Origin of the sequence: Sphingomonas sp. GlSt437 (assembly GCF_048015635.2) — a bacterium.
Lineage (GTDB): Bacteria > Pseudomonadota > Alphaproteobacteria > Sphingomonadales > Sphingomonadaceae > Sphingomonas.
Map to the genome: position 1 here is coordinate 933750 of NZ_JBPGYA010000001.1, position 21358 is coordinate 955107.

At 65.9% G+C, this 21358-nt stretch carries 18 protein-coding genes and 1 pseudogene; 11 read left to right on the forward strand and 8 right to left on the reverse strand.

Translation table 11 applies throughout. The features are described 5' to 3' along the window. Nucleotides 1-134 precede the first annotated feature (134 nt). Nucleotides 135-1340, forward strand: a complete 1206-nt coding sequence (locus tag ACLB0R_RS04735) for a YXWGXW repeat-containing protein (protein ID WP_434953740.1) — start codon at nucleotides 135-137, stop codon at nucleotides 1338-1340. 42 nt (nucleotides 1341-1382) lie between these two features. On the opposite strand, the gene ACLB0R_RS04740 is transcribed toward ACLB0R_RS04735, so the two are convergent. After that, nucleotides 1383-1661, reverse strand: a complete 279-nt coding sequence (locus ACLB0R_RS04740; protein ID WP_416642197.1) for a metal/formaldehyde-sensitive transcriptional repressor — start codon at nucleotides 1659-1661, stop codon at nucleotides 1383-1385. Between the two features lie 269 nt (nucleotides 1662-1930). Here ACLB0R_RS04740 and ACLB0R_RS04745 point away from each other — a divergent pair, with 269 nt between their 5' ends. Genes ACLB0R_RS04745 through ACLB0R_RS04755 form a run of 3 tightly spaced genes read left to right on the forward strand, consistent with a single transcriptional unit; the run spans nucleotide 1931 to nucleotide 6369 of the window. Then, nucleotides 1931-3283, forward strand: coding sequence for a carbohydrate porin (locus ACLB0R_RS04745; protein WP_416642198.1), 1353 nt, complete (start codon nucleotides 1931-1933; stop codon nucleotides 3281-3283). Nucleotides 3284-3342: 59 nt separating this feature from the next. Then, nucleotides 3343-5040, forward strand: a complete 1698-nt coding sequence (locus tag ACLB0R_RS04750) for an ABC transporter permease (RefSeq protein WP_416643097.1) — start codon at nucleotides 3343-3345, stop codon at nucleotides 5038-5040. A gap of 18 nt (nucleotides 5041-5058) precedes the next feature. After that, complete coding sequence (locus tag ACLB0R_RS04755) at nucleotides 5059-6369, forward strand: ABC transporter ATP-binding protein (protein WP_416642199.1); 1311 nt, start codon at nucleotides 5059-5061, stop codon at nucleotides 6367-6369. A 417-nt stretch (nucleotides 6370-6786) separates the two neighbouring features. Here the strand turns inward: ACLB0R_RS04755 and ACLB0R_RS04760 are convergent, their stop codons facing one another. The 3 genes from ACLB0R_RS04760 to ACLB0R_RS04770 are packed head-to-tail and all read right to left on the reverse strand — an operon-like array spanning nucleotide 6787 to nucleotide 8911. Then, complete coding sequence (locus ACLB0R_RS04760; RefSeq protein WP_416642200.1) at nucleotides 6787-7908, reverse strand: HlyD family secretion protein; 1122 nt, start codon at nucleotides 7906-7908, stop codon at nucleotides 6787-6789. Continuing rightward, the gene (locus tag ACLB0R_RS04765; RefSeq protein ID WP_416642201.1) at nucleotides 7905-8324 is read right to left on the reverse strand and encodes a PaaI family thioesterase; all 420 of its coding nucleotides are present in this window, start codon (nucleotides 8322-8324) and stop codon (nucleotides 7905-7907) included. Before ACLB0R_RS04765 ends, ACLB0R_RS04760 begins: the two co-directional genes overlap by 4 nt. After that, a complete protein-coding gene (locus tag ACLB0R_RS04770; RefSeq protein ID WP_416642202.1) occupies nucleotides 8321-8911 on the reverse strand; it encodes a TetR/AcrR family transcriptional regulator in 591 nt (196 codons plus the stop codon). Before ACLB0R_RS04770 ends, ACLB0R_RS04765 begins: the two co-directional genes overlap by 4 nt. Before the next feature lie 56 nt (nucleotides 8912-8967). On the opposite strand from ACLB0R_RS04770, the gene ACLB0R_RS04775 reads away from it, so the two are divergent. From ACLB0R_RS04775 to ACLB0R_RS04805, 7 genes are all read left to right on the forward strand, one after another. Next, nucleotides 8968-10572, forward strand: a complete 1605-nt coding sequence (locus ACLB0R_RS04775) for a DHA2 family efflux MFS transporter permease subunit (RefSeq protein ID WP_416642203.1) — start codon at nucleotides 8968-8970, stop codon at nucleotides 10570-10572. 101 nt (nucleotides 10573-10673) lie between these two features. Further along, nucleotides 10674-11762 (forward strand): WD40/YVTN/BNR-like repeat-containing protein, encoded by a 1089-nt coding sequence (locus ACLB0R_RS04780; RefSeq protein WP_416642204.1) that lies wholly within the window; start codon nucleotides 10674-10676, stop codon nucleotides 11760-11762. 156 nt (nucleotides 11763-11918) lie between these two features. Then, nucleotides 11919-15083 (forward strand): intermembrane phospholipid transport protein YdbH family protein, encoded by a 3165-nt coding sequence (locus ACLB0R_RS04785; protein ID WP_416642205.1) that lies wholly within the window; start codon nucleotides 11919-11921, stop codon nucleotides 15081-15083. 38 nt (nucleotides 15084-15121) lie between these two features. Further along, on the forward strand, nucleotides 15122-15277 hold the full coding sequence (locus tag ACLB0R_RS04790) for a YnbE family lipoprotein (protein WP_416642206.1): 156 nt from the start codon (nucleotides 15122-15124) through the stop codon (nucleotides 15275-15277). 39 nt (nucleotides 15278-15316) lie between these two features. Beyond that, nucleotides 15317-15694, forward strand: coding sequence for a YdbL family protein (locus ACLB0R_RS04795; protein ID WP_416642207.1), 378 nt, complete (start codon nucleotides 15317-15319; stop codon nucleotides 15692-15694). An 88-nt stretch (nucleotides 15695-15782) separates the two neighbouring features. Continuing rightward, nucleotides 15783-17120 (forward strand): ABC1 kinase family protein, encoded by a 1338-nt coding sequence (locus tag ACLB0R_RS04800; protein WP_416642208.1) that lies wholly within the window; start codon nucleotides 15783-15785, stop codon nucleotides 17118-17120. Next, nucleotides 17117-17833, forward strand: a complete 717-nt coding sequence (locus tag ACLB0R_RS04805) for an SDR family NAD(P)-dependent oxidoreductase (protein ID WP_416642209.1) — start codon at nucleotides 17117-17119, stop codon at nucleotides 17831-17833. The genes ACLB0R_RS04800 and ACLB0R_RS04805 overlap by 4 nt, the downstream gene beginning before the upstream one ends. Nucleotides 17834-17868: 35 nt before the next feature. Here ACLB0R_RS04805 and ACLB0R_RS04810 read toward each other — a convergent pair. From ACLB0R_RS04810 to ACLB0R_RS04825, 4 genes and pseudogenes are all read right to left on the reverse strand, one after another. Beyond that, nucleotides 17869-18582 (reverse strand): annotated as a pseudogene (locus ACLB0R_RS04810) (TonB-dependent receptor domain-containing protein); the annotation flags it as partial. 54 nt (nucleotides 18583-18636) lie between these two features. Next, nucleotides 18637-20019: a dicarboxylate/amino acid:cation symporter gene (locus ACLB0R_RS04815; RefSeq protein ID WP_416642210.1), complete on the reverse strand. Its 1383-nt coding sequence runs from the start codon at nucleotides 20017-20019 to the stop codon at nucleotides 18637-18639. After that, nucleotides 20016-20699: an RBBP9/YdeN family alpha/beta hydrolase gene (locus tag ACLB0R_RS04820; protein ID WP_416642211.1), complete on the reverse strand. Its 684-nt coding sequence runs from the start codon at nucleotides 20697-20699 to the stop codon at nucleotides 20016-20018. The genes ACLB0R_RS04815 and ACLB0R_RS04820 overlap by 4 nt, the downstream gene beginning before the upstream one ends. A 2-nt stretch (nucleotides 20700-20701) precedes the next feature. Beyond that, nucleotides 20702-21340, reverse strand: coding sequence for a peroxiredoxin (locus ACLB0R_RS04825; protein WP_416642212.1), 639 nt, complete (start codon nucleotides 21338-21340; stop codon nucleotides 20702-20704). Nucleotides 21341-21358 lie beyond the last annotated feature (18 nt).

The window sequence follows — 21358 nt, forward strand, 5'->3', positions numbered from 1 at the left end:
GGGCCGTTTTCGTTTGCTGAACGGCACCGATACGGCGCTGTCATCCTCCATTCATCGCCGCTGGTGTTAGCTCGACTCATTGGCAGTCACATTGATGCATTGGAGGCACTATGGCTCGCGGTCGTCTTGGTATCATGATTCTGCTCGCGGCGGCGGCGATGCCGTTATCGGCGGCCCCCGCTCAGGCGCAGGTGTTCGTCAATGTCTCGGTCCGGTTTTCGCCTCCACCGCTACCGGTTTACGAGCAGCCGCCGCTGCCTGGTCCCGATTATATCTGGTTGCCCGGCTATTGGGCATGGGATGATCTCGCTGACGATTATTTCTGGGTACCCGGGACGTGGGCGCTCGCCCCACGACCGGGCTATGTCTGGACGCCGCCCTGGTGGGGCTGGAGCGACGGCGCTTACGTGTTCCATTCGGGCTATTGGGGACAGCATATCGGCTGGTATGGCGGCATCGTTTATGGCTTTGGCTACACCGGCTTCGGCTACGAAGGCGGTTTCTGGCGCGGGCCGCATTATGTTTACAACCGCGCGGTGACCAACATCACCAACGTCAACGTCACCAACGTCTATAACAAGACCGTGATCGTGAACCGGACCACGATCAACAATATCAGCTTCAACGGTGGCCCCGGTGGCGTCCATGCGCAGCCGACCGCCACGCAGTTGGCAGCGGCGCGCGAGCCGCACCTTGCCCCTACTGCCGAGCAGCAACGACATATCGAGACCGCCCGCGGCGCGCCGCAGCTTTTTGCCGCTGCCAATCATGGCGCGCCGCCGGTTGCCGCTACCTTGGCGCCTGCTCGATTGAATGGCCCCGGCGTGGTGCGAGCGCGAGCCGCTGGCGGCCCTCTTGGCGCCCGGCCAGCCGTGGCGTCGCCCGCTGGGAGGCCGCCAGTCGGCGGTCCACCGACAGCGCGTGGGAACGCCGCTCCGGGCTATGTCGGCGCGTATGGAGGACGATCAACACCGACCTTTGCCGATCGTCGACCTTTTGCTGATCAACCGCTGGGCCGGGCACCGTCGGTTCATGTCCATGAGGAGGGGCGGCCTGAGCCATTCGACGCTACGCTGTCGCCAAGACCTTCCTATCGTCCGCCCGTGCCGCAGAACGCCCGGGCCGACCGAACGCCGCCACAGCACGGCGAGGCCGTTGGCGGCGTGCCACGGCCCGTCGTTGCAGCCGCCCCTGTCGTTCATCACCTGCCGGCAGATCGGGCCCCGCCACGGCCGCCAGCGCCGCCTCACCCGCAACCCCGGCCGGAGCAGCATGTCGAATCGCATCGGCCACCAGCCGAGCATTCACAGCCGCGCGAGCACGACCATCCCGCTCGGTAATCGGCGGATCGAGCAACCGGCGACCGGTCTGATAACGGCCCGTTACGTCAGATAAGCGTGGACAATCCCGACAAGCTCGTCGGCGGCCTGGCGTTGCGGGCTGTCGGCGGGTGCGTCGGGATCGACCATATGCTCGCGGATATGATCCTCGATGACTTCGGCGATGAAGCCATCGAGCGCACCACGGCACGCGGTTGCCTGCTGCAGAACGCGCGCGCATTCGGCATCTTCGGCAACCGCGCGCTCGATCGCCGCCAACTGGCCGCGCAATCTCGCCAGCCTGTTCAACAGCTTTTTCTTTTCTTGGCTGACGTGACTCATGGCCCTTCCTTTTGGGCTTGCCCGATAGCCCCGGGGGGTATAGAGGCGCGCTCAAGCCGGGCCAAGCGATTCTTGAGCTCCGGTGTCTGTGTCGACGTATGGAACATCAATGAGTAGCCAATCCACGCCCTCGTCCATCGAGGGCGACAGGCGCGGTTCAGCGCGCCCTGTCGCTCTTTCCCGGACCGACCTGACCAAGAGGATCACGGCCAGCTGAGTGGCCTTGAGACCTCCCGACGGGCCGGTTGCTTGCCCAAGGGAGGTCTGAAATGGCCCCAAAGTTCGACCGCCTGGCGGTGCTGTTGTTGGTGATGATGGTGGCGCCCGCCGGATGGGCCCATGCGCAGACGACTTCAGCTGACCAGGCTGAGGCACAGCCGCGACAGCCTGAAGCGCGCTTCTCGCTCCATGCCCAGGCGACGTTCGTGGTGCAGGGGACGCCTGCATTCCGCTCGCCCTACGCGGGCGATAACAGCCTGGCGCCCAACCAGACGCGCGAGACCTTTGACGCGACCATCTTCGCCGGCGTACGGCTATGGCAAGGCGCGGAGGCGTGGACGACGCCCGAGATCGACCAGGGCTTTGGCTTGTCGAACACGCTGGGCGTTGCCGGTTTCCCGAGTGCAGAGGCGTACAAGGTCGGCAAGTCGGTGCCCTATTTCCGGCTGCAGCGGCTCTATTTCCGCCAGACGATTGCCCTGGGCAGCGCGCGGGAGGGCGTGGCGGATGGGCTTGGCCAGCTCGCCGGCAGCCGCCCGGTCGATCGGCTGGTCGTCACCATCGGCAAGTTCAGCGTCGGCGATGTGTTCGACACCAATGCCTATGCGCATGACCCGCGCGGCGATTTCCTCAACTGGGCGGGGGTCGATGCTGGCACCTTCGATTATGCGGCGGATGCATGGGGTTACAGCACCGGCGTTGCGGTCGAAGCCTATAAGGGGGTGTGGACGGTTCGCGGCGGCTTGTTCAACTTGTCGAAAGTGCCCAATGGCGAGTCGCTGGAGACCGGGTTTGGGCAGTATCAGATCGATGGCGAGATCGAACATCGCCACAAGATCGGCGAGCGCGCGGGTGCGGTACGGGTGACGGTGTTCCGCAATCATGGCCGCTTCGCTCGCTTTGCCGATGCGATCGCGGCGGCGGCGCCCGGCCAAGCGCCGGATTTGCCATCGGTGCGGGCGCCGCGCACGCGCTGGGGCGGCAGCGTCAATATCGAGCAAGCGGTCAGCGATACCGTGGGCGTGTTTGCGCGCGCGGGCATCGCCGATGGCTCGATCGAGCCCTATGACTTCACCGATATCGACCGCTCGGCCGAGGCGGGCGCGTCGATCAACGGCAAGGGCTGGGGTCGCAAGGACGATACGGTGGGCTTCGCGGCGATCGTCAACGGCATCTCGGCGGTGCATCGCCGCTATCTCGCGGCGGGCGGCATTGGCGTGCTGGTCGGCGACGGGCAATTGCCGCATTACGGCGCGGAGGCGATTGGCGAGGCCTATTACAAGCTCAAGGTCCGCAATGGGTTTGAAATCACCGCCGATTATCAGCTGATCGTGAACCCCGGCTATAATCGCGATCGTGGCCCCGCCAATGTGCTGGCGCTGCGCTTCCATGGTGTGCTGTGAGCGACCGCGAACTGACATTTGGCGCAGTCACCGCGCCCGATCTGCGCGCTTTCTCGCGCATGTTGCGGCTGACGCGGCCCAACCGCGCCGACGCGATTGCCTTCGTCATACTGGCCGCACTCGCGCTGCTGGTGCTGCAAGGCACGCGCGGCGCTGTCGAGCCGCTGGCTCGATTGCACGTCGAGCCCGTCGTGCTTGACTGGCGTTACCTCCCCTATTACGCGCTGCGCACCGTCATCCGCATGTTCGCGGCGCTGTTCGCCTCGACCGTGTTTACCCTGGTGGTGGCGACGCTCGCCGCGCGCAGTCGCCGGGCGGGGCAGATCATTGTGCCGGCGCTCGACATTCTTCAGTCGGTGCCGATCCTGGGGTTCCTGACCTTTACCGTTACCTTCTTCATGGGACTGTTCCCCGGCAGCGTGCTGGGCGTGGAATGCGCGGCGGTGTTCGCGATCTTCACCAGCCAGGCGTGGAACATGGCGTTCAGCTTCTACCAGTCGCTGCGCTCGGTGCCGAGCGATCTGGAGGAAGTGAGCGCGGGCTTCGGCCTGTCGCCGATTCGGCGGTTTCTCAGGCTCGATTTGCCCTTCGCGACCCCGGCGCTGGTGTGGAACGCGATGATGTCGATGTCGGGCGGCTGGTTCTTCATTGTCGCGTCGGAAGCGATCACGGTCGGCAACACCACGGTGACTTTGCCCGGCATCGGCGCATGGCTGGCGCTGGCGATCGAGCGACAGGATTTTCGCGCGGTCGGTCTGGCGGTGGCGATGATGGCGGTCGTCATCCTGATCTACGATCAGCTGGTGTTTCGCCCTGTCGTCGCCTGGGCCGACCGTTTCCGCTTCGAGCAGACCGCAAGCGGCGAGCGGCCGCAATCCTGGGCCTATGACCTGCTGCGCCGCACCCGCCTGCTGCCGCTGCTGTTTGCGCCACTCGGCTGGACGGGCAAGCTGCTGCTGATGCTCGAGCCGGCGCGCGGCATTCGCGTTCGGGGGCCGTCCCGCCGCCTCAACCCGTGGATCGAGCGGCTCTGGCAGCTGGCGGTCTGGCTGTCATTCGCCGCCGCGATCTGGTTTTGCGCGCGCTATGTGCTGACGACGCTGGGCGGGCGCGACATCGCCGAGGTCTTGGTCCTGGCGCTGCTGACGATGATCCGCGTCGTCGTCCTCATCGCGCTGGCAAGTCTGATCTGGGTGCCGCTCGGCGTCTGGATCGGGCTCAACCCGCGCTGGGCGGAGCGCGTGCAGCCGGTCGCGCAATTCCTCGCCGCCTTTCCGGCGAATGTGTTGTTTCCCTTCGCGGTCATCATCATCCTCGCCTGGCGGCTCAACCCCGATATCTGGCTGTCGCCACTGATGATCCTGGGCACGCAATGGTACATCCTGTTCAACGTCATCGCCGGCGCGAGCGCCATCCCGACCGATTTGCGCGAGGCGGCCGGGATGTTCGGGGTGACGGGACGGCAATGGTGGCGGCAAGTCGCGCTGCCCGCGATCTTCCCCTATTATGTCACCGGCGCGCTGACCGCGAGCGGCGGCTCATGGAACGCCAGCATCGTCGCCGAGACAGTGTCGTGGGGCAAAGCGCATCTCGAGGCGCATGGGCTCGGCACCTATATCGCCAACGCGACCGCTGCCGGCGATTATCCGCGCGTCGCGCTCGGCATCGCCGTTATGTCCGCCTTCGTTCTCGGCTTCAACCGGCTCGTCTGGCGACCGATGTACGCTTACGCCGAACGCCGCCTGCGCCTCGCCTGACCTCAAGGAACCTCCGCCATGGCCACCATCGTCGCCCCACCCAGCCCGCTCGTCGAGGTCAGCAAGCTCCGCCACTTTTACGGTAGCGGCGCGGACGCCAGCCATCTCGTCCTTGACGATGTCAATCTGACGCTGGTCGATGGCGAGATCGTCGGGCTGCTCGGCCGTTCGGGATCGGGAAAATCGACGCTGTTGCGGTCGATCGCGGGGTTGATCCGGCCGACCGAAGGCAACGTGCGCCTCGTCGCGTCTGAAGCCGCGCCCAACCCCAGCGTCGCGATGGTGTTTCAGACCTTCGCGCTGTTCCCGTGGCTGACCGTGCTGCAGAATGTGGAGCTGGGGCTGGAGGCACAGAAAGTACCGCCCGAGGAGCGCCGCACGCGCGCGCTGGCCGCGATCGACCTGATCGGCCTCGATGGTTTCGAAAGCGCTTATCCCAAGGAGCTGTCGGGCGGCATGCGCCAGCGCGTCGGTCTCGCCCGCGCGTTAGTCGTCAACCCCTCGGTGCTGCTGATGGACGAGCCCTTCTCCGCGCTCGATGTGCTGACTGCCGAAACGCTGCGCTCCGACCTGCTCGATCTGTGGTCCGAAGGCCGGATGCCGATCCGTTCGATCCTTATCGTGACGCATAATATCGAGGAAGCGGTGCTGATGTGCGACCGCATTCTGGTCTTCTCGTCCAACCCGGGCCGCGTGGTCGCCGAGATCAAGGTCAACCTGCCCCAGCCGCGCGACCGGCTCGATCCACCGTTCCGCGCGCTGGTCGATGACATTTATGCTCGGATGACTGCGCGTGCGCCCGCGACGCCGGCACGCGACGGTCTGTTCCCCGGCACCGGCATTGCGATGGTGCTGCCGCGCGTTTCGACCAATGCGCTCGCGGGGTTGATCGAGGAAGTCGATGCCGCGCCGTTTTCGGGCAAGGCGGGCATGGCGGACTTAGCCGACTCGCTCCAGCTCGAGGCGGACGAGTTGTTCCCGATCGCGGAAACGCTGCAGCTGCTGCGCTTCGCCGAACTGCGGGGAGCCGAGATCATCCTGACCGTCACCGGCCGCCGTTATGCCGAGGCTGAGGTCGATCAGCGCAAATCGATGGTCGCGAGCGCGCTGCTTACCCATGTCCCGCTCGCACAGCACATCCGCCGCATCCTCGATGAACGCGCCAGCCATACTGCCCCGGCCCGCCGGTTCCGCGACGAGCTCGAGGATCACATGTCGCCCGATTATGCCGAGGAAACATTGCGCACCGTGACGCAATGGGGCCGCTATGCCGAGATCTTCACTTATGACGAAGATGATGACCTGTTCAGCCTGGACGATCCGACATGATCAAGCTCGCGCTGATCACATTGGCCGTCATTGCCTGGGTGATCGCGACGATCACCTACGGCCTCAAATTCGGCCGGTCGTCGTCCAGGCATAGAAAGGGGCAGCCATGATCGGGCTGACGAGCTGGCCGCTGCTCAATACCGCGATCGCCTGCCGTCCCTGCCCGACGCTCTAGATCACTTAACACCCGCATTGGTGAACGGGGTTACAGCGGCTGCGGGTTCCGCCGCCACGCCTCCTGGCGAGCAAGAACTGAGGTTCTCGATTTTATATCAGTAGGCTGGGTGCCCGATAGGCATCCTCCTGTTCGCGTCATTTGTTCTCCCAGGCAGCATCTCGGGACGCCCGGCTCGAGCCGCAGATGAGAAGCTGTCCACCTAGGCCATGGTTCAGAACCGAGGGACATCGCGCAGCCAACTAACGCAGCTGAACGTTGGCGGTGACCGACAATCCCGGCCGCAGCCGCGCCAGCGCCGGCTGCCCCGGGTCGAGGCGGATGCGCACGCCCACGCGCTGCACGATCTTGGTGAAATTGCCCGATCCCGGCTCGAACGGTAGCAGCGTGAATTCGCTGCCCGAGCCGGGCGCAAAACTTTCGACCGTGCCGCTCAACACCTTCCCGCCCAGCGCGTCGACATAGACGCGCGCGGGTTGGCCCGCGCGCATATCGCGAGTCTGGGTTTCCTTGAAATTGGCGACCACATAGAGCGCGTCGGTCGGCACTAGGGTAAACACCCGCGAACCGGGCTGCACATAGTCACCGACCTGCACCTGGCGATTGCCGATCACGCCATCGATCGGGGCGAGGACCAGGGTATGGCCGCGATCCTGGCGGGCAAGATCGAGCGCGGCGCGCGCCTTGAGCACGCCCGCCCGCGCGCTCTGCACTTGCGCTTCGAGCACCGGCCGGCGGGCGCGGGTGACGAGATTCTGCTCGCGGCTCACTTGCAGGTCGGCGCGCGCGCGATCGGCGGCCGACACGGCGCCGATGTCGGTCGCCTTGATGCGCTCGGCATCGCGCCGGGTCGCAAAGCCGCTCGCCACCAGCGCATCATAACGCGCGCGATCGGCGCGCGCGCGGGCGACTTCGGCGTCGGCGGACGCGATCGACGTGCCGGCCGCGCGCACGCGCGCCGAGGCCAGCTGTTCGTCGGCCGAAAAAGCGGCAAGCGCTGCCTGCGCGCTGGCCAGGCCGGCTTCGGCATCGGCGACCGAAGCGCGCGCGGCAGCGACCTTGGCGTCGTAATCCTGCGCATCGATGCGGATCAGCGGATCGCCGGTGTGGACGAGCTGATTGTCTTTCACCAGCACCGCCGCCACCAGACCGCCGACCTTAGGCGCGACCGAACTAGAATCGGCGCGAAGATAGGCGTTGTCCGTGCTCTCGCTCGATCGTGGCGCGAGCAGCCAGAGCGTGCCGAGCACCGCGATCAGCACCGCGATCGCCCCGACGCTGATCGCCCGGCGCGGCAGTGGAAACTTACGGTGCGGCGCCGCGTCGGTATCGGCTTCTGCGCCAAAGGTGGCGGGTGCGTTCATGGGGTGATCACCAGCAGGGTCGAACTTGCCGAGGCGAGCAACTTGCCGGCGCTGTCGGTCAATTTCGCTTCGACAAAGGCGACGCGGCGCCCCATCGCGATGACGACACCCTCGGCGCGAACCGTGCCGGTATCGGCCGTCATCGCACGGTGATAAGCGACCTTGAGCTCGAGCGTCGTCATCGACTGGCCCTGGCGGAGCTTGGTCACGGTGGCGATGCCGCAGGCGGAATCGAGCAATGTCGCTGCATAGCCGCCATGGACGGTGCCCATCGGGTTATAGGTTTCCGGGCCCGGCGCGCCTTCAAACACGGCGCGGCCATCGCTCACTTCGATGCAGGCAAAGTCGAGGGTCTTGCCGATCGGCGGCTGGCCGCCTTGCGCGAGCATGGCTTGCGCCAGTTCAAGCCCGGTCATTGCGCGTCCTCAAGCCCGAAGCGCGCAATCAGATTGGCGCGAGCGTCGGCCAGGATGGCGTCCGACTGTGCCGGGTCAGCGACGGCCCGCGCGAGTGCCACGGCGCCCACCATCTGCGCGAGCAACGCCGAGGCATCGCTCTCCGGCGCCGCGCTGCCCATCGCGCCTAGCCGATCGGCGAGCCGGTCGGTCAACGCCTTAACGCCGACGCCGAACCGCTCACGCGCACCGGGCTCGCCCCGCGCCACATCGCCTGACAAGGTTGGCAAAGGGCAACCACGTTCGCGATTGTCGCGATGCGCCGGGCTCAGATAAAAATCGATATAGGCGCGCAATGCCTGGCGCGGATCGTCTTCAGCGAGCGCCGACACACGGGCGCGGGCATCCTCGAACATGGTGCCAATCGCATGCACGACCAGATCGTCCTTCGAGGCAAAATGCGCGTAAAACCCGCCATGCGTCAGCCCGGCACGCGCCATCACGCGCGCCACCGAGACATTGGCCTGGCCATTCGCGCGCAATTCCCGCGCCGCCACGCGCAGCACCCGCTCCCGCGTCTTCGCCTTGTGATCGCCTGAATAGCGCACTTGCCGCCTCCATTTATATGATACATATAATATAAACGCGGCTGGAGGCAAGCAACTTGGCGTCGATCCCCTTTTCTACTCCGGCACCGCGCGTGGCGGTCGATCCGCAGTCGCTGAGCAACGGCCGGAAATATCTGATTTTTGCTGTGATGGCGTTCGGCCAGTTCATGGCGCTGATCGATATCCAGATCGTCGCGGCATCGCTCAACGAGGTGCAAGCGGGGCTCAGCGCCGGGCCGGACGAGATCAGCTGGGTGCAGACAGCCTATCTGATGGCGGAACTGGTGATGATCCCGTTTTCCGCCTTCCTCGCCCAGGCGCTGTCGACGCGCTGGCTGTTCGCGCTGTCGGCCGGGCTGTTCACGCTGGCGAGCATCCTGTGCGGTTTTGCGTGGAGCATCGAATCGATGATCCTGTTCCGCGCGGTGCAGGGCTTTGTCGGCGGCGCGATGGTGCCGACGGTGTTCGCGACCGGCTATGTGCTATTCCAGGGCAAGCAGCGCGCGATGATCCCGGCGATCCTCGGCATGGTTTCAGTGCTGGCGCCGACGCTGGGGCCGACGGTGGGCGGGTGGATCACCGATGCGCTGGGCTGGCGCTGGGTGTTCTTCATCAACGTCGCGCCGGGCGCGGCGGTGACGCTGCTGATCCTGACGCTGGTCCGCGTCGACACGCCGAACCTGGCCATGCTCAAGCGGATTGACTGGGTGCATCTGGGATCGATGGCGGCGTTTCTCGCAGGCCTCGAATATGTGCTGGAGGAAGGACCGAAGAATGATTGGCTCGGCGATCCGTCGATCGCGATGGGGGCATGGCTCTCCCTAGTTGCGTTCGGGCTGTTTCTCGAACGGTCATTCCGGTCTGACGGGCCGATCGTCAAGCTGACGCCGTTCCGCAAACCAACCTTCGCCTTTGCCTGCCTGTTCAATCTGGTGATCGGGTTCGGGCTGTATGCGGGCACCTATCTGGTCCCGATCTTCCTTGGGCGGGTGCGCGGCTACAATGCGTCGCAGATCGGCACGACGGTGTTCATCGCCGGAATCGCGCAGTTGCTCGGTGTGCCGATCGCCGCCGGGCTGTCGCAACGCGTCGATCCGCGGATCATCATCACCTTTGGCCTGTCGCTGTTTGCGGCCGGGCTCTGGCTGTTCAGCGCGATGACCCCCGACTGGGGCTTTGCTGCGCTGTTCTGGCCGCAAGTCGTGCGCAGCTTCGCGATCATGCTGTGCATCGTGCCGTCGGTGGGCCTTGCGCTCGGCAATTTTCAAGGCGCCGAACTGCGCTATGCCTCGGGCCTGTTCAACCTGATGCGCAATCTGGGCGGCGCGATCGGCATTGCGGTGGTCAATACGTGGCTGCAGGATGCGACGCGCCTCCACGCGCTACGCTTGTCGGAAGCGCTCGGTCAGTCAGCTCGCGGCGCCGAAGAAATGGTCGCCAAATTGACGCACGGGATCGGGCAGATCGTTGGCGACCCGCACCGAGCCTCCCTGGCCGCAGACGCAATCCTAGCAAAACTCGTCGGGCGCGAGGCGCTGACGCTCGCTTTTGATGATGTGTTCCGCCTGATGGCTTATCTCTTTCTCGCCGCGCTGGTGATGGTGCCGTTCTGCAAGCCGCCGCCGATCGGTGGTCCGCCGGCCACGGCTGAAGCGCATTGATTGGGCCCGGAAGACGACTGCCATCGTCCCAACCCGATCACCTCCGTTGACGCCGCCGGAAATCGTCCAATAAGCTTCAGCCGCGCTCTGGGGGAGATCACATGAAACCTTTGGCCCTTGTCCTGCTTGCCACCTTGGTTGCGCTGGCCCCCGCAAGCGCGCAGCCCGCGCCGGACCCGATGGATGCGTGGCAGACGCTGCCGACAGACGCCTATCCCGGCAAGCGCGACGATATCGTTTTCGCCGATGCAACGCATGGCTGGTACGGCACGGGCAAGGGCGACCTCTACGCCACGCAGGATGGTGGCGAGCATTGGGAAAAGCGCGCGTCCAAGCCGGGCACCTTCATCCGCGCGCTCGGCTTTATCGACGATCGGGTCGGCTATATCGGCAATGTCGGCGTCGGCTATTATCCGGGCGTCACCGATACCGTGCCGCTCTATCGCACCGATGATGGCGGCAAAAGCTGGAGCGCGGTCACCGTCAACGGGCCGGCGGTGGCGGGCATCTGCGCCATCGACATTCTGCGCACGTCGCGCATTTATCAAGGCACGCTGGTCAAACACACGATCATCACCGCTGCCGGCCGAGTTGGCGGCCCTGCCGGGATCATCCGATCGACCGACGACGGCAAAAGCTGGCAATCGATCGACATGAGCCGATGGGCAGGGATGATCCTCGACGTGCATTTTGTCGACGAGCGCACCGGCTTCGTCGCCGCGGCAAGCTCCACCGATGTTCAGGCCGCCAATGCGCTGATTTTGATGACGCGGGACGGCGGCGCGAGCTGGTCAGAAGTCTATCGGTCGAAACGGCCGCTCGAACTGATCTGGAAAATGGCCTGGCCCAGCCGCGACACCGGCTATGGCACCGTGATGAGCTATGACGAGAACAACCCGCACAAGATGGTCATCAAGACGGTTGATGGCGGCAAGAGCTGGCAGGAACTGCCGCTGGTCGACAATGGCAAGGCGGTTGAGCTCGGCATCGGCTTTGTCGATACGCTGCACGGCTGGGTCGGCACGACCATCGGCGGCTTCAAGACCAATGACGGCGGCAAGAGCTTCACGCCCTCGCCGATTGCCCGGGCTGCCAACAAGTTCCGCATCGTACCTCAGGCAGCCGGTGGCGTTCGCGTCTATGCGATCGGCACAGCGGTCCAGCGGCTCGATGCGGCAGCAGCGCGATAACCAGGGTGACAATGCCGATTAGCTCAGGCCAGGGGTCGCGCCGACCAGCGGGCAGATGATGGCAGCGGCGATGCGAAGCCGATTACCTGCTTCGCCAGCCAATCCGGGGTGGACATTTTTGAGCGCGTGGTGCGTTGGCAATCGCGGCGCGCACGCATGACTGACCACCCTTCCCCTACCTCAGCAGGCGAAGCACCGCCTGTTCCCGGCGAGCGGCTGGATCGTCGACGGCGCTTGTGGCTGGGGCTCGGCGCCACCGCGGCGATGGCGGTCGGCACGCTGTGGGCCGAGCGACGCCCGATCGCGACGCAGCTTATTGACCGCAAGCTCGCCGAGTGGCGCGTCCCCGCCCGTTATCGCATCGACCGGCTCGACCTGGGGCGGCAACGGCTGGTCGATGTCGTGCTCGGCGATCCGGCGCACCCTGATCTGACGGCGGACTGGATCGACCTCGACACCCATATCGGGCTTGATGGGGCACGCATCGTCGGCATTCGCGCGGGGCGCGTCCGTGTGCGCGGTGAACTGGTCAACGGCACGCTGCACTTAGGCAGCGTCGATCGGTTGCTGCCCGCTGCCAGCGGCAAGGCGTTTCGGATGCCCGCCATCGATCTCGATCTCGCCGATGGCGCGCTCGACTTGGCGACGCCCTGGGGCCGCGCGCGCGTGACCCTGTCGGGGGCTGGCCGGCTGGACGGCGGCTTTCGCGGCGCGCTCGGCATTGCGGCGCCTGACCTCGTGCTGGGCGGCTGCCGCGCCGATGACGTTCGTGCTGCGGGGTCAGTCGTGCTCGATCGCGCCGGACCGCAGGTGGCGGGGCCCCTGCACGCAAGCTCGCTGGTCTGCGGTGGCACCGTGGCGCGCGACGTTCGCATCGATCAATCGACGACGCTGGCGGCAAGTTTTGGCCAGTGGCGTGGGAAGGCTCGGCTGGCCGTCGGCGCGGTCAACCGCCCGGATAGCCGCTTCGGCGCGATGAGCGGATCGATCGATTATGACGGGACGGCCGCGCGGACGAGCGGGCGCCTTGCATTGCGCGGGTCAGCGGTTGAAGTGCCCAACGCCGGCGTCGCGCGCGACATGGCGCTCGCCGGCACTTATCAGGTCGGCCGCCAGGGCATCAGTGCCGCGCTGTCCGGGACCGCGACCATGACGGCCGCCAGCCCCTGGCGACGCGCCGTCGCGCGGCTGGGCGGCGAGGCGGCGGGCACCCCGCTGTCTCCCGTGGCCACGCGGCTCGGTAGCGCGCTTGACCAGGCAATGGCCAACACCACGCTGTCGGCGACGCTGCGTCTCGATGGCCAGGTGTCAGCCCCAGCGCTCACGATCAACGCGCTTGCGGCGCGCAGCGCGACCGGAGCGGCGGCGAGCTTCAGTGGCGCACAGGGACTGACCATCGATCCCGCGACGGGCCGCTGGGCCGGCCAAGGCACGATGCGCATCGCGGGCGGCGGCTTGCCCAATATTGTCCTCGACATCACGCCTGGCGCTGGCGGCGTGCGCGCACAGGGAGCGATGATGCCCTATGTTGCGGGCAATGCCGCTATCGCCCTCGATCGGATCGATGCGCTGGTTCAGTCAAACCGAGCGGCGCGGATCGAGGCGGTCGCGCGCTTGAGCGGACCGCTGCCGGGCGGTCGCGTCGATGGCGTGCGGCTGCCCGTGTCGATCGAGCAGCGCGGCGGCCGGATTGCGATCAACGCCCACTGCGCGCCGCTCAGCGCCGATCGCGTGCGGCTTTCCGGGGTCTCCTTCGTCAAGCCGGCGCTGGCCTTGTGTCCGCAAGGCGGCGCCATGGCGACCCTTGCCAGTGGCCGATTGGGCGGCGGCATCGCCATCGGCCCGACATCGCTGACGGGCTCGGCCGGCACCAACCCGCTGGCGCTGCGTTTCCGGTCGGCCAAAATCGGGCTCGCGGCGGCGCCCCGGTTCGAGATTGCCGGCCTCGACACGGGCGTGGGAGCGGGCGACGAGGCAACGCACCTTGCCGCTACGTCACTCGATGGTCGCTTGGCCAATGGCGCGATGGCGGGCAGCTTTGCTGGCGGTCATGGCCGCATCGGCGCCGTGCCGCTCGACTTGTCCAACGCGGCCGGGACGTGGCGCTGGCACGGCGGCACGCTTGTCGCGCACGGCAAGCTGACCGTCGCCGATACCGACAGCGCGCCCCGTTTCTTCCCTGTGACAGCGGACGGCGTGACGCTGACGCTGGCTGACAACCGCATCACAACTTCGGGCACGCTCTTTCACCCGAAATCGGCCGCGATGCTGAGCAAGGTCACGATCACCCACGATTTGACCACCGCAGAGGGACAGGCAACGCTCGCCGTGTCGGGCGTTACGTTCGACAAGAATTTCCAGCCGGACGATCTAACCGGCTTGACGCGCGGCGTGATCGCCGATGTCGCCGCAACGATCGTCGGCGAGGGCCATATCGCCTGGGTCAATGGTGCCGTGACGAGCGATGGCGTGTTCAGCACCCACGATGCCGACCTAGCGGCGCTGTTCGGGCCGGTGACGGGCTTGACCACCCAGATTCATTTTACCGATCTGCTCAATCTGGAAAGCGCGCCCGATCAAGTCGCGACCGTGGTCGGCATCAACACCGGCGTGATCGTCGAGAATGGCGTGATCCATTATCGATTATTGCCGGGCGAGCGTATCGATGTGTCCGAGGCAAAATGGCCTTTTGCCGGCGGTGACTTGCGGCTGCAGCCGACGCTGCTCGATTTCACCGAGCATCATGAGCGCAACCTGACCTTCCGGATGACCGGGGTCGATGCCGCCCAATTCCTGCTCCAGTTCGACTTCAGCAATCTGAACGCGACGGGCATTTTCGACGGCACATTGCCGATCATCTTTGACGAGCGCGGCGGTCGGGTCGAGCATGGCCGGCTGGTCGCGCGCAGTAGCGGCGGCAACATTGCCTATGTCGGCGAGGTGTCGCAGAAAGACCTGGGTTTTTACGGCAACTTCGCCTTCCAGTCATTGAAGTCGCTCGACTATCGCAACCTGACGATCGATCTCAACGGCCCGCTCGATGGCGAGGTCATTACCGACATCCGTTTTTCCGGGCTGAGCCAGGGCAAAGGCGCCAAGCGCAACTGGCTGGTCAGCCGGCTGGCGCACTTGCCGCTCCAGTTCAATGTCCGGGTGACCGCGCCGTTCCGCCAGTTGCTCGATTCGGCGATGGGCTTTTATGATCCCGGCCGTTATGTCCGTCAGATAAGGGACGTGGGGACGACGGCTGGCGACAGCGCGCAAAGCTTGCCGCCGGCTGCACCGCCCGTTCAGCCCGCCGACAGCCACAAGGGACCATGATGCACGCTGCAACAACACGTCGGACATGGCAGGCTGCGATGTCGGTAATGCTGGTCTTGCCAGGCTGCGTCAGCATCAACGCGCCCGACAAGCCCATCGTCATCGACCTCAACATCAAGATCAGCCAGGAAGTCGTGGTACGGCTGGACGGTCAGGCGAAACAGGTGATCCAGGGCAATCCGACGATCTTCTGACGATGCCCAGGCCGGCCCCGTGAGTGACAGGAGCGACGTATGAAGACCCAACGCAAGCGGATCGCCATCGCGGCTTTGGCGCTGGCCAGCCTGCCCGGCACCGCGCTGGCGCAGCGCGACCCAGCCTATCAGGCCGCGCGCGAGAAAGGCCAGATCGGCGAGCAGCCCGATGGCTATCTGGGGATCGTCGGCGCGCCCACGCCCGAGCTTAGGGCGCTGGTCAACAGCATCAACATCCAGCGCAAGGCTGCCTACACCAAGGCTGCCGCTGACTCGGCGACGATCGAGCAATTGGCGTTCGTTGCCGGCTGCAACCTCATCCTGAAGACCCAGCCCGGCGAGAAATACAAGACGCCGAACGGTGTCTGGAAAACGCGCACCGCCGAGCCGCCGGAACGGGATTCGCGCTGCAGCTGATCGGCCTTAACAGCGAAGACTGCTGGCTTCGGCGTGCCGACTATTGGTCAGCTAGTCGCTGACCGGGGCGGTCCCTAATTAGCCTTAGATGCCGCCCTCCGATCCCGATGATTTTCCGTCCAATGCCAAGGCGATCCCGCGTTCGCGGCTGGCGCGCCTCGGCGCCTTCGGCCGTCTCGCCGGCGCGGTCGCGGGCGGTGTGGTTGCCGAAGGGGCGCAGCGGATCCTCACCGGCGAACGACCGAAACTCGGCGACCTGCTGCTGACCCCGGCTAATGCCGCGCGCGTTACCGACCAGCTTTCCAAGCTGCGCGGCGCCGCGATGAAGCTCGGCCAGATGATCTCGCTCGACGCCGGTGATTTTCTGCCCGATGAGCTGGCCGACATTCTGGCGCGCCTGCGCGACAATGCACATCACATGCCGCCACGTCAGCTCGACGAGGTGCTGAAAGCCGAATGGGGCCGCGATTGGCGCCGCACCTTCGCTCAGTTCGAGGCGCGGCCGATCGCGGCGGCGTCGATCGGCCAGGTCCATCGCGCCCGCCTGCCCGATGGCCGCCTGCTTGCGATCAAGGTGCAATATCCGGGCGTCGCCGAGAGCATCGATGCCGATGTCGACAATGTCGCGACGCTGCTGCGCGTCACCCGCCTGCTACCGCCCGCCCTCGATATCACCCCGCTGCTCGCCGCTGCCAAGACGCAGCTCAGGGAAGAAGCGGATTATCTGCGCGAGGCCGATCTGCTGGATGCCTATCGCGCGCACCTCGCCGGCGATGATCGGTTCGTCGTGCCGACGATCGAGCGCGCGCTGACGACGCGGCGCGTGCTCGCAATGAGCTTCGAGCCCGGCCAGGCTATCGACAAGCTCGACCAGGCGCCCCAGGCCGAGCGCGACCGTGTGACCGGGCTGATCCTCGATCTCGTCATCGCCGAGTTGTTGCACTTCGGATTGATGCAGACTGATCCGAACTTTGCCAATTACCGTTATCGGCGCGAGACCGGGCAAGTCGTGCTGCTCGATTTCGGCGCCGCGCGCCCGGTCGCGCCCGAAACCGCGGCAGCCTATCGCACGCTGCTCGCCGCCGGCCTCGCCAATGATCGCGATCGGGTGCGCCAAGCCGCGGTCGATGCCGGGTTCATCAACCAGGTCGCGGTGGACCGGCACCGCGCGCTGATTGACGAGATGATCGACATCATTCTTGCCGAGGCGAACCGGCCCGGCCCGTTCGACTTCGCCAATCGCGACTTTCTGGCGGCGGTGCGCGAGAATGGCGCGACGATCGCGGCCGACCGCTCGGCGTGGCACATCCCGCCGGTCGAGACGCTGTTCGTCCAGCGCAAGATCAGCGGCATGGCGTTGCTGGCGGCGCGGCTGGGCGCTCATGTCGATTTGCGCGCCAAGGTCGTAGCGGCGCTCGACGCATGAGGCGCGCGGCGGTTTTCGGGGCGTCGGGCGGGATCGGCGGCGCTGTCGTGCAAGCGCTGGCGGCACGCGGTGACGTGCAGGTCTATGCCGGATCGCGCCGGGGCGACACGCCTGTGGGAGCCGCCATACGCCCCTTTTCCTTCGACCTCCTCGACGAGGCATCGATCGCCAATGCGATGGCCGGCATTTTTGCCGACGGCACGCTCGATCTCGTCTTCGTTGCCACCGGCGTGCTGCATCGCGCGCCCGATTTGATGCCTGAAAAGAATTTTGCCGGGTTGACCGCCGAAGCAATGATGACGCTCTACCGGGTCAACACCGTGGGGCCGGCGCTGATCGCGAAACATGCCATCGCCGCGCTGCCGCGCGACCGGCGATCGGTGTTCGCGGCCCTGTCGGCCCGGGTCGGCTCGATCAGCGACAACCGGCTGGGCGGCTGGCACAGCTATCGAGCATCCAAGGCGGCGCTCAACATGATGATCGCCAACCTCGCGATCGAGCTCAGCCGCACCCGCCCCCAGGCCATTGCCGTGGCGCTTCACCCCGGCACGGTCGCAACGGCGCTCTCCGACCCGTTCCAGAAAAATGTGCCGCCCGGCCAGCTCCTCGATCCAGCCCAAAGCGCGGAACATCTACTGGCCGTTATCGACGAGCTGGACACGGAGGCTTCCGGCACGCTTCGCGCCTGGGATGGCAGCGTGATCACCCCGTAACTGCCTAGCCAACGGGCATGGGCGCCGGACATCAATCAGAATTTGGTCCTGACCGTCACCCCATAACGGGCGGGCTGATTATAGGTCGCGACCCGGCCGAGATAGGCTGTCACCCCGGCGCCGGACGGTGCCGCGAGCAGGCCTTGCGAAATGAGATTGCGCTCGTCCGTGGCGTTATTGGCAAAGGCCGAGATGTCGTAGCGCCCGTCAGCGAGCCGAACGCCGGCGCGCAGATTGAGGTTAATCTGGCCGGGAACGGTCGTGTAAATCGACTGCGTCACGCCGGTGCCGTAAGCGCTGGTGTAGGAGAATTGCGCATAGCTGTAGAAGCGGGCGCGAGCGCTGAGCGGGGTCTCCCAGGAGGGCGTCAACGACAGGGCCCATTTCGGCGCATAGGGTGCGCGCTGGCCGGTCGCATTGATATTGGCGATGCCATTGTAGCTGAGCTCGGCCGGCGCCGGCAGCGATGGCGCGCGGGTGTAGATTGCGTCGTTGTAATTGCCGTCAAAGGTCAGGCTCAGCCCCGATCCGAATTGGGCGGCGAGGCTCCACTCGACGCCGCGCGCGCGAATGTCGCCGACATTGGTGGCACCGCGCTGGGGTGTGCCGTCGGGCAGGGTATAGGATATCGACGTCTGAAATCCCTTCAGCTTCTCTTGGTAGATCGCCAGTGACACTGCGAGGTGTCGGTCGAACAGCGACGCCTTCAGCCCACCTTCGATATTGGTCGTCGTTGTCGGCTGGATCGGCGGCGCGGCGGGATTGAGCGAGCGGGCGGCACAGCCTCAACAGCTGCACGACCGTCAATGGCCGCGCTTAGGCAGCAGCGGCGTGGCGAAAGCAGCGGACTGCCGCAGGTCAGGCCGTGCAGCGGTGGCAGCGAATGTCACCCTTTGCGGGATGGGGGCAAGCAATCCGCGCCGACGCGCGACGATGGTGGTCGTCACCAACTGACCCGCCACGTTGACCGCCGTTCGGCCCATGTCGAGGATGGGATCGATCGCCAGCAACAGCCCCGCGCCTTCCAGCGGCAAGCCCAACGTCGACAGGGTGAGCGTGAGCATCACCAGCGCGCCGGTCAGCCCCGCCGTCGCTGCGGAGCCCACCACCGATACCAGCAGGATCAGCAAGTAATCGCCAACGCCGAGCGGCAGATGATAATATTGCGCGATGAAAATGGCGGCGGCCGCCGGGTAAATCCCCGCGCAACCGTCCATCTTGGTCGTCGCCGCAAATGGCACCGCAAAGGCCGCATAGGCGCGGTCGATGCCGAGCCGTTCGGCCGCCTGCTCGGTTACGGGCAACGTCGCAATGGACGAGCGGGTGACGAAGGCGAGCTGCACCGGCGGCCACGCTTCGCGGACAAAATGGGGCAGCGATACGCCATTCAGCCGCAGCAACAGCGGATAGACCCCGAACAGCACGATCGCGAGCCCGGCATAGACGGTGAGCGCGAAACTGCCGAGCAAACCCAAAGTCGCCCAGCCATAGGCAAGCACCGCATGGCCGATCAGCGCCGCCGAGCCGATCGGCGTCAGCCGCACGATCCAGGTAAGAATGCGCCGGAAAATGCTGAGCAGCGCCGCGTTGACGGTGAGGAAGGGCTTGCCCGCCTCGCCTACCGAAACGCTCGCGGTGCCGACTGCGATGGCGATGACGATCAGCTGCAGCACATTCAGCGACACGGCGGTCGTGGCGGCGCCGTCGGCCACATGCGTCGCGGCGGTAAGGCCGAGGAAATTCGACGGGATGAGGCCTTTCAGAAAATCGAGCCAGCCGCCTGTTGTCGTCGGCCTGACGGCATTGGCGAGCGGGACGGTGCTGCCTGCGCCGGGCTCGATGATCGTCGCCAGCGTAAGGCCAATCGTCACCGCGATCGCGGCTGTAATCGCGAACCACAGCAGCGTCTCCGCGACCAGACGACCGCCATTGCGCACATCGCGGAGCGCGGCGACCGATGCGATGATCGCGGTGACGACCAGCGGCGCGACGACCGCTTTGAGCAACTGCACGAAACTGTCGCCGATGGTCTGGAGAACGCGGTCGGTACCCGCCAGCCAATCGCCTCCAGCGAGCCGCGCGACGAGGCCGATGCCGAGGCCGAGCGCCATGCCGATGGCGATCTGCGCTGAAAAAGGCAGAGAACCGGAGCGTCCCGTAGGCGGGTTGGTGGCGGTGTCGCTCATGACCGTTTCGTCCCCGCATCAGCGGTAAACCAGAGGTCCCCGAGCAGGCTGATAGCGGGCGCCGGCCTGGCTTCCGCGTGGCCCAGCAACAAGGCCTGGGCCTGGCGCGCGAGGCGACGGACGTTGCCGGTGCGCGTATCGCGCAGCAACTCAGCAACGGCCTGCCCCTGCGGCCAGCTGCCGAGCCCCGAGCGGGTATTGATATGGCCGGCCTTGCCCATATCGACCAGGCCAGCCCCCCAGAGCCGCGCCAATGCCTGAGATTCCTCGATCGTCGCGTAAGGATCATCCTCGCTGGCGATCAGCAGCGACACGAACGGGAGCCCACGGCGCGGTTCATGCGCGAAGCGGGCGATCCGCGGGTCAAGCTCGGTGCGGTCGGTCGCAGGCGGCGCGACCAGCATCGCACCGAGCACCGTCGCCGACCCGCTGATCCCGATCGCATTCGCCCACCAGGTGACCGCCTGGCAGCCCAGGCTGTGCGCGACGAGCACTACCGGCGCCTGCGCGGCGGCAACCGCCTGATCGATCCGGCTCATCCACACGGTGCGGTTGGGATTGTCCCAGTCGCCCAGCTCGATGCGCCGCGTGTCGGACCGCTCCTGCTCCCACAAGGTCTGCCAATGGCCATCGCCCGAGCCGAGCAGGCCAGGCACGGTGAGGATTACCGGGCGGATCATGCTTACGCGTCCTCGGGTTGGGGAACCTGGCGCAGATAGGGCTTCACCGTCAGCCAGCCCTGCGGGAACAATGCCTTCGCCGTCTCGTCATCGACCGAGGGCAGGATGATCACATCCTCGCCCTGCTGCCAATTGGCGGGGGTTGCGACCTTGTGCCGGTCGGTCAGCTGCAGGCTGTCGATGGCGCGCAGGATCTCGGCGAAATTGCGCCCGGTCGAGGCGGGATAGGTCAGCGTCAGGCGCAGCTTCTTTTGCGGGTCGATCACCAGCACAGTGCGCACCGTATTCGTGTCCGACGCGTTGGGATGGATGAGGTCGAGCAGGTTGGACACGCTGCGGTCGTGATCGGCGATCAGCGGGAAGTTGAGCGCCGTCCCTTGGGTTTCGGCGATGTCGTTGGCCCAGGCATGATGGCTATCGACCGGATCGACCGACAGGCCGATCACCTTCACGCCGCGCTCCTCGAAATCGGGCTTCAGCCGCGCGACCGCGCCAAGCTCGGTCGTGCAGACCGGCGTAAAGTCCTTGGGGTGCGAGAACAGCACGACCCAGCTGTCCCCTGCCCAACCGTAAAAATCGATTGGCCCCAGCGTCGACTCCTGCTGGAAATTCGGAACGATATCGAAAATCCTAAGCGCCATGACCAAACTCCTACTGAA

Bases quoted from the DNA above. Each gene is read 5' to 3' on its own strand.
- ACLB0R_RS04735 (WP_434953740.1), top strand. From the start codon at position 135: ATGATTCTGCTCGCGGCGGCGGCGATGCCGTTATCGGCGGCCCCCGCT.
- ACLB0R_RS04740 (WP_416642197.1), bottom strand. From the start codon at position 1,661: ATGAGTCACGTCAGCCAAGAAAAGAAAAAGCTGTTGAACAGGCTGGCG.
- ACLB0R_RS04745 (WP_416642198.1), top strand. From the start codon at position 1,931: ATGGCCCCAAAGTTCGACCGCCTGGCGGTGCTGTTGTTGGTGATGATG.
- ACLB0R_RS04750 (WP_416643097.1), top strand. From the start codon at position 3,343: ATGTTGCGGCTGACGCGGCCCAACCGCGCCGACGCGATTGCCTTCGTC.
- ACLB0R_RS04755 (WP_416642199.1), top strand. From the start codon at position 5,059: ATGGCCACCATCGTCGCCCCACCCAGCCCGCTCGTCGAGGTCAGCAAG.
- ACLB0R_RS04760 (WP_416642200.1), bottom strand. From the start codon at position 7,908: ATGAACGCACCCGCCACCTTTGGCGCAGAAGCCGATACCGACGCGGCG.
- ACLB0R_RS04765 (WP_416642201.1), bottom strand. From the start codon at position 8,324: ATGACCGGGCTTGAACTGGCGCAAGCCATGCTCGCGCAAGGCGGCCAG.
- ACLB0R_RS04780 (WP_416642204.1), top strand. From the start codon at position 10,674: ATGAAACCTTTGGCCCTTGTCCTGCTTGCCACCTTGGTTGCGCTGGCC.
- ACLB0R_RS04785 (WP_416642205.1), top strand. From the start codon at position 11,919: ATGACTGACCACCCTTCCCCTACCTCAGCAGGCGAAGCACCGCCTGTT.
- ACLB0R_RS04790 (WP_416642206.1), top strand. From the start codon at position 15,122: ATGTCGGTAATGCTGGTCTTGCCAGGCTGCGTCAGCATCAACGCGCCC.
- ACLB0R_RS04795 (WP_416642207.1), top strand. From the start codon at position 15,317: ATGAAGACCCAACGCAAGCGGATCGCCATCGCGGCTTTGGCGCTGGCC.
- ACLB0R_RS04800 (WP_416642208.1), top strand. From the start codon at position 15,783: ATGCCGCCCTCCGATCCCGATGATTTTCCGTCCAATGCCAAGGCGATC.
- ACLB0R_RS04805 (WP_416642209.1), top strand. From the start codon at position 17,117: ATGAGGCGCGCGGCGGTTTTCGGGGCGTCGGGCGGGATCGGCGGCGCT.
- ACLB0R_RS04815 (WP_416642210.1), bottom strand. From the start codon at position 20,019: ATGAGCGACACCGCCACCAACCCGCCTACGGGACGCTCCGGTTCTCTG.
- ACLB0R_RS04820 (WP_416642211.1), bottom strand. From the start codon at position 20,699: ATGATCCGCCCGGTAATCCTCACCGTGCCTGGCCTGCTCGGCTCGGGC.
- ACLB0R_RS04825 (WP_416642212.1), bottom strand. From the start codon at position 21,340: ATGGCGCTTAGGATTTTCGATATCGTTCCGAATTTCCAGCAGGAGTCG.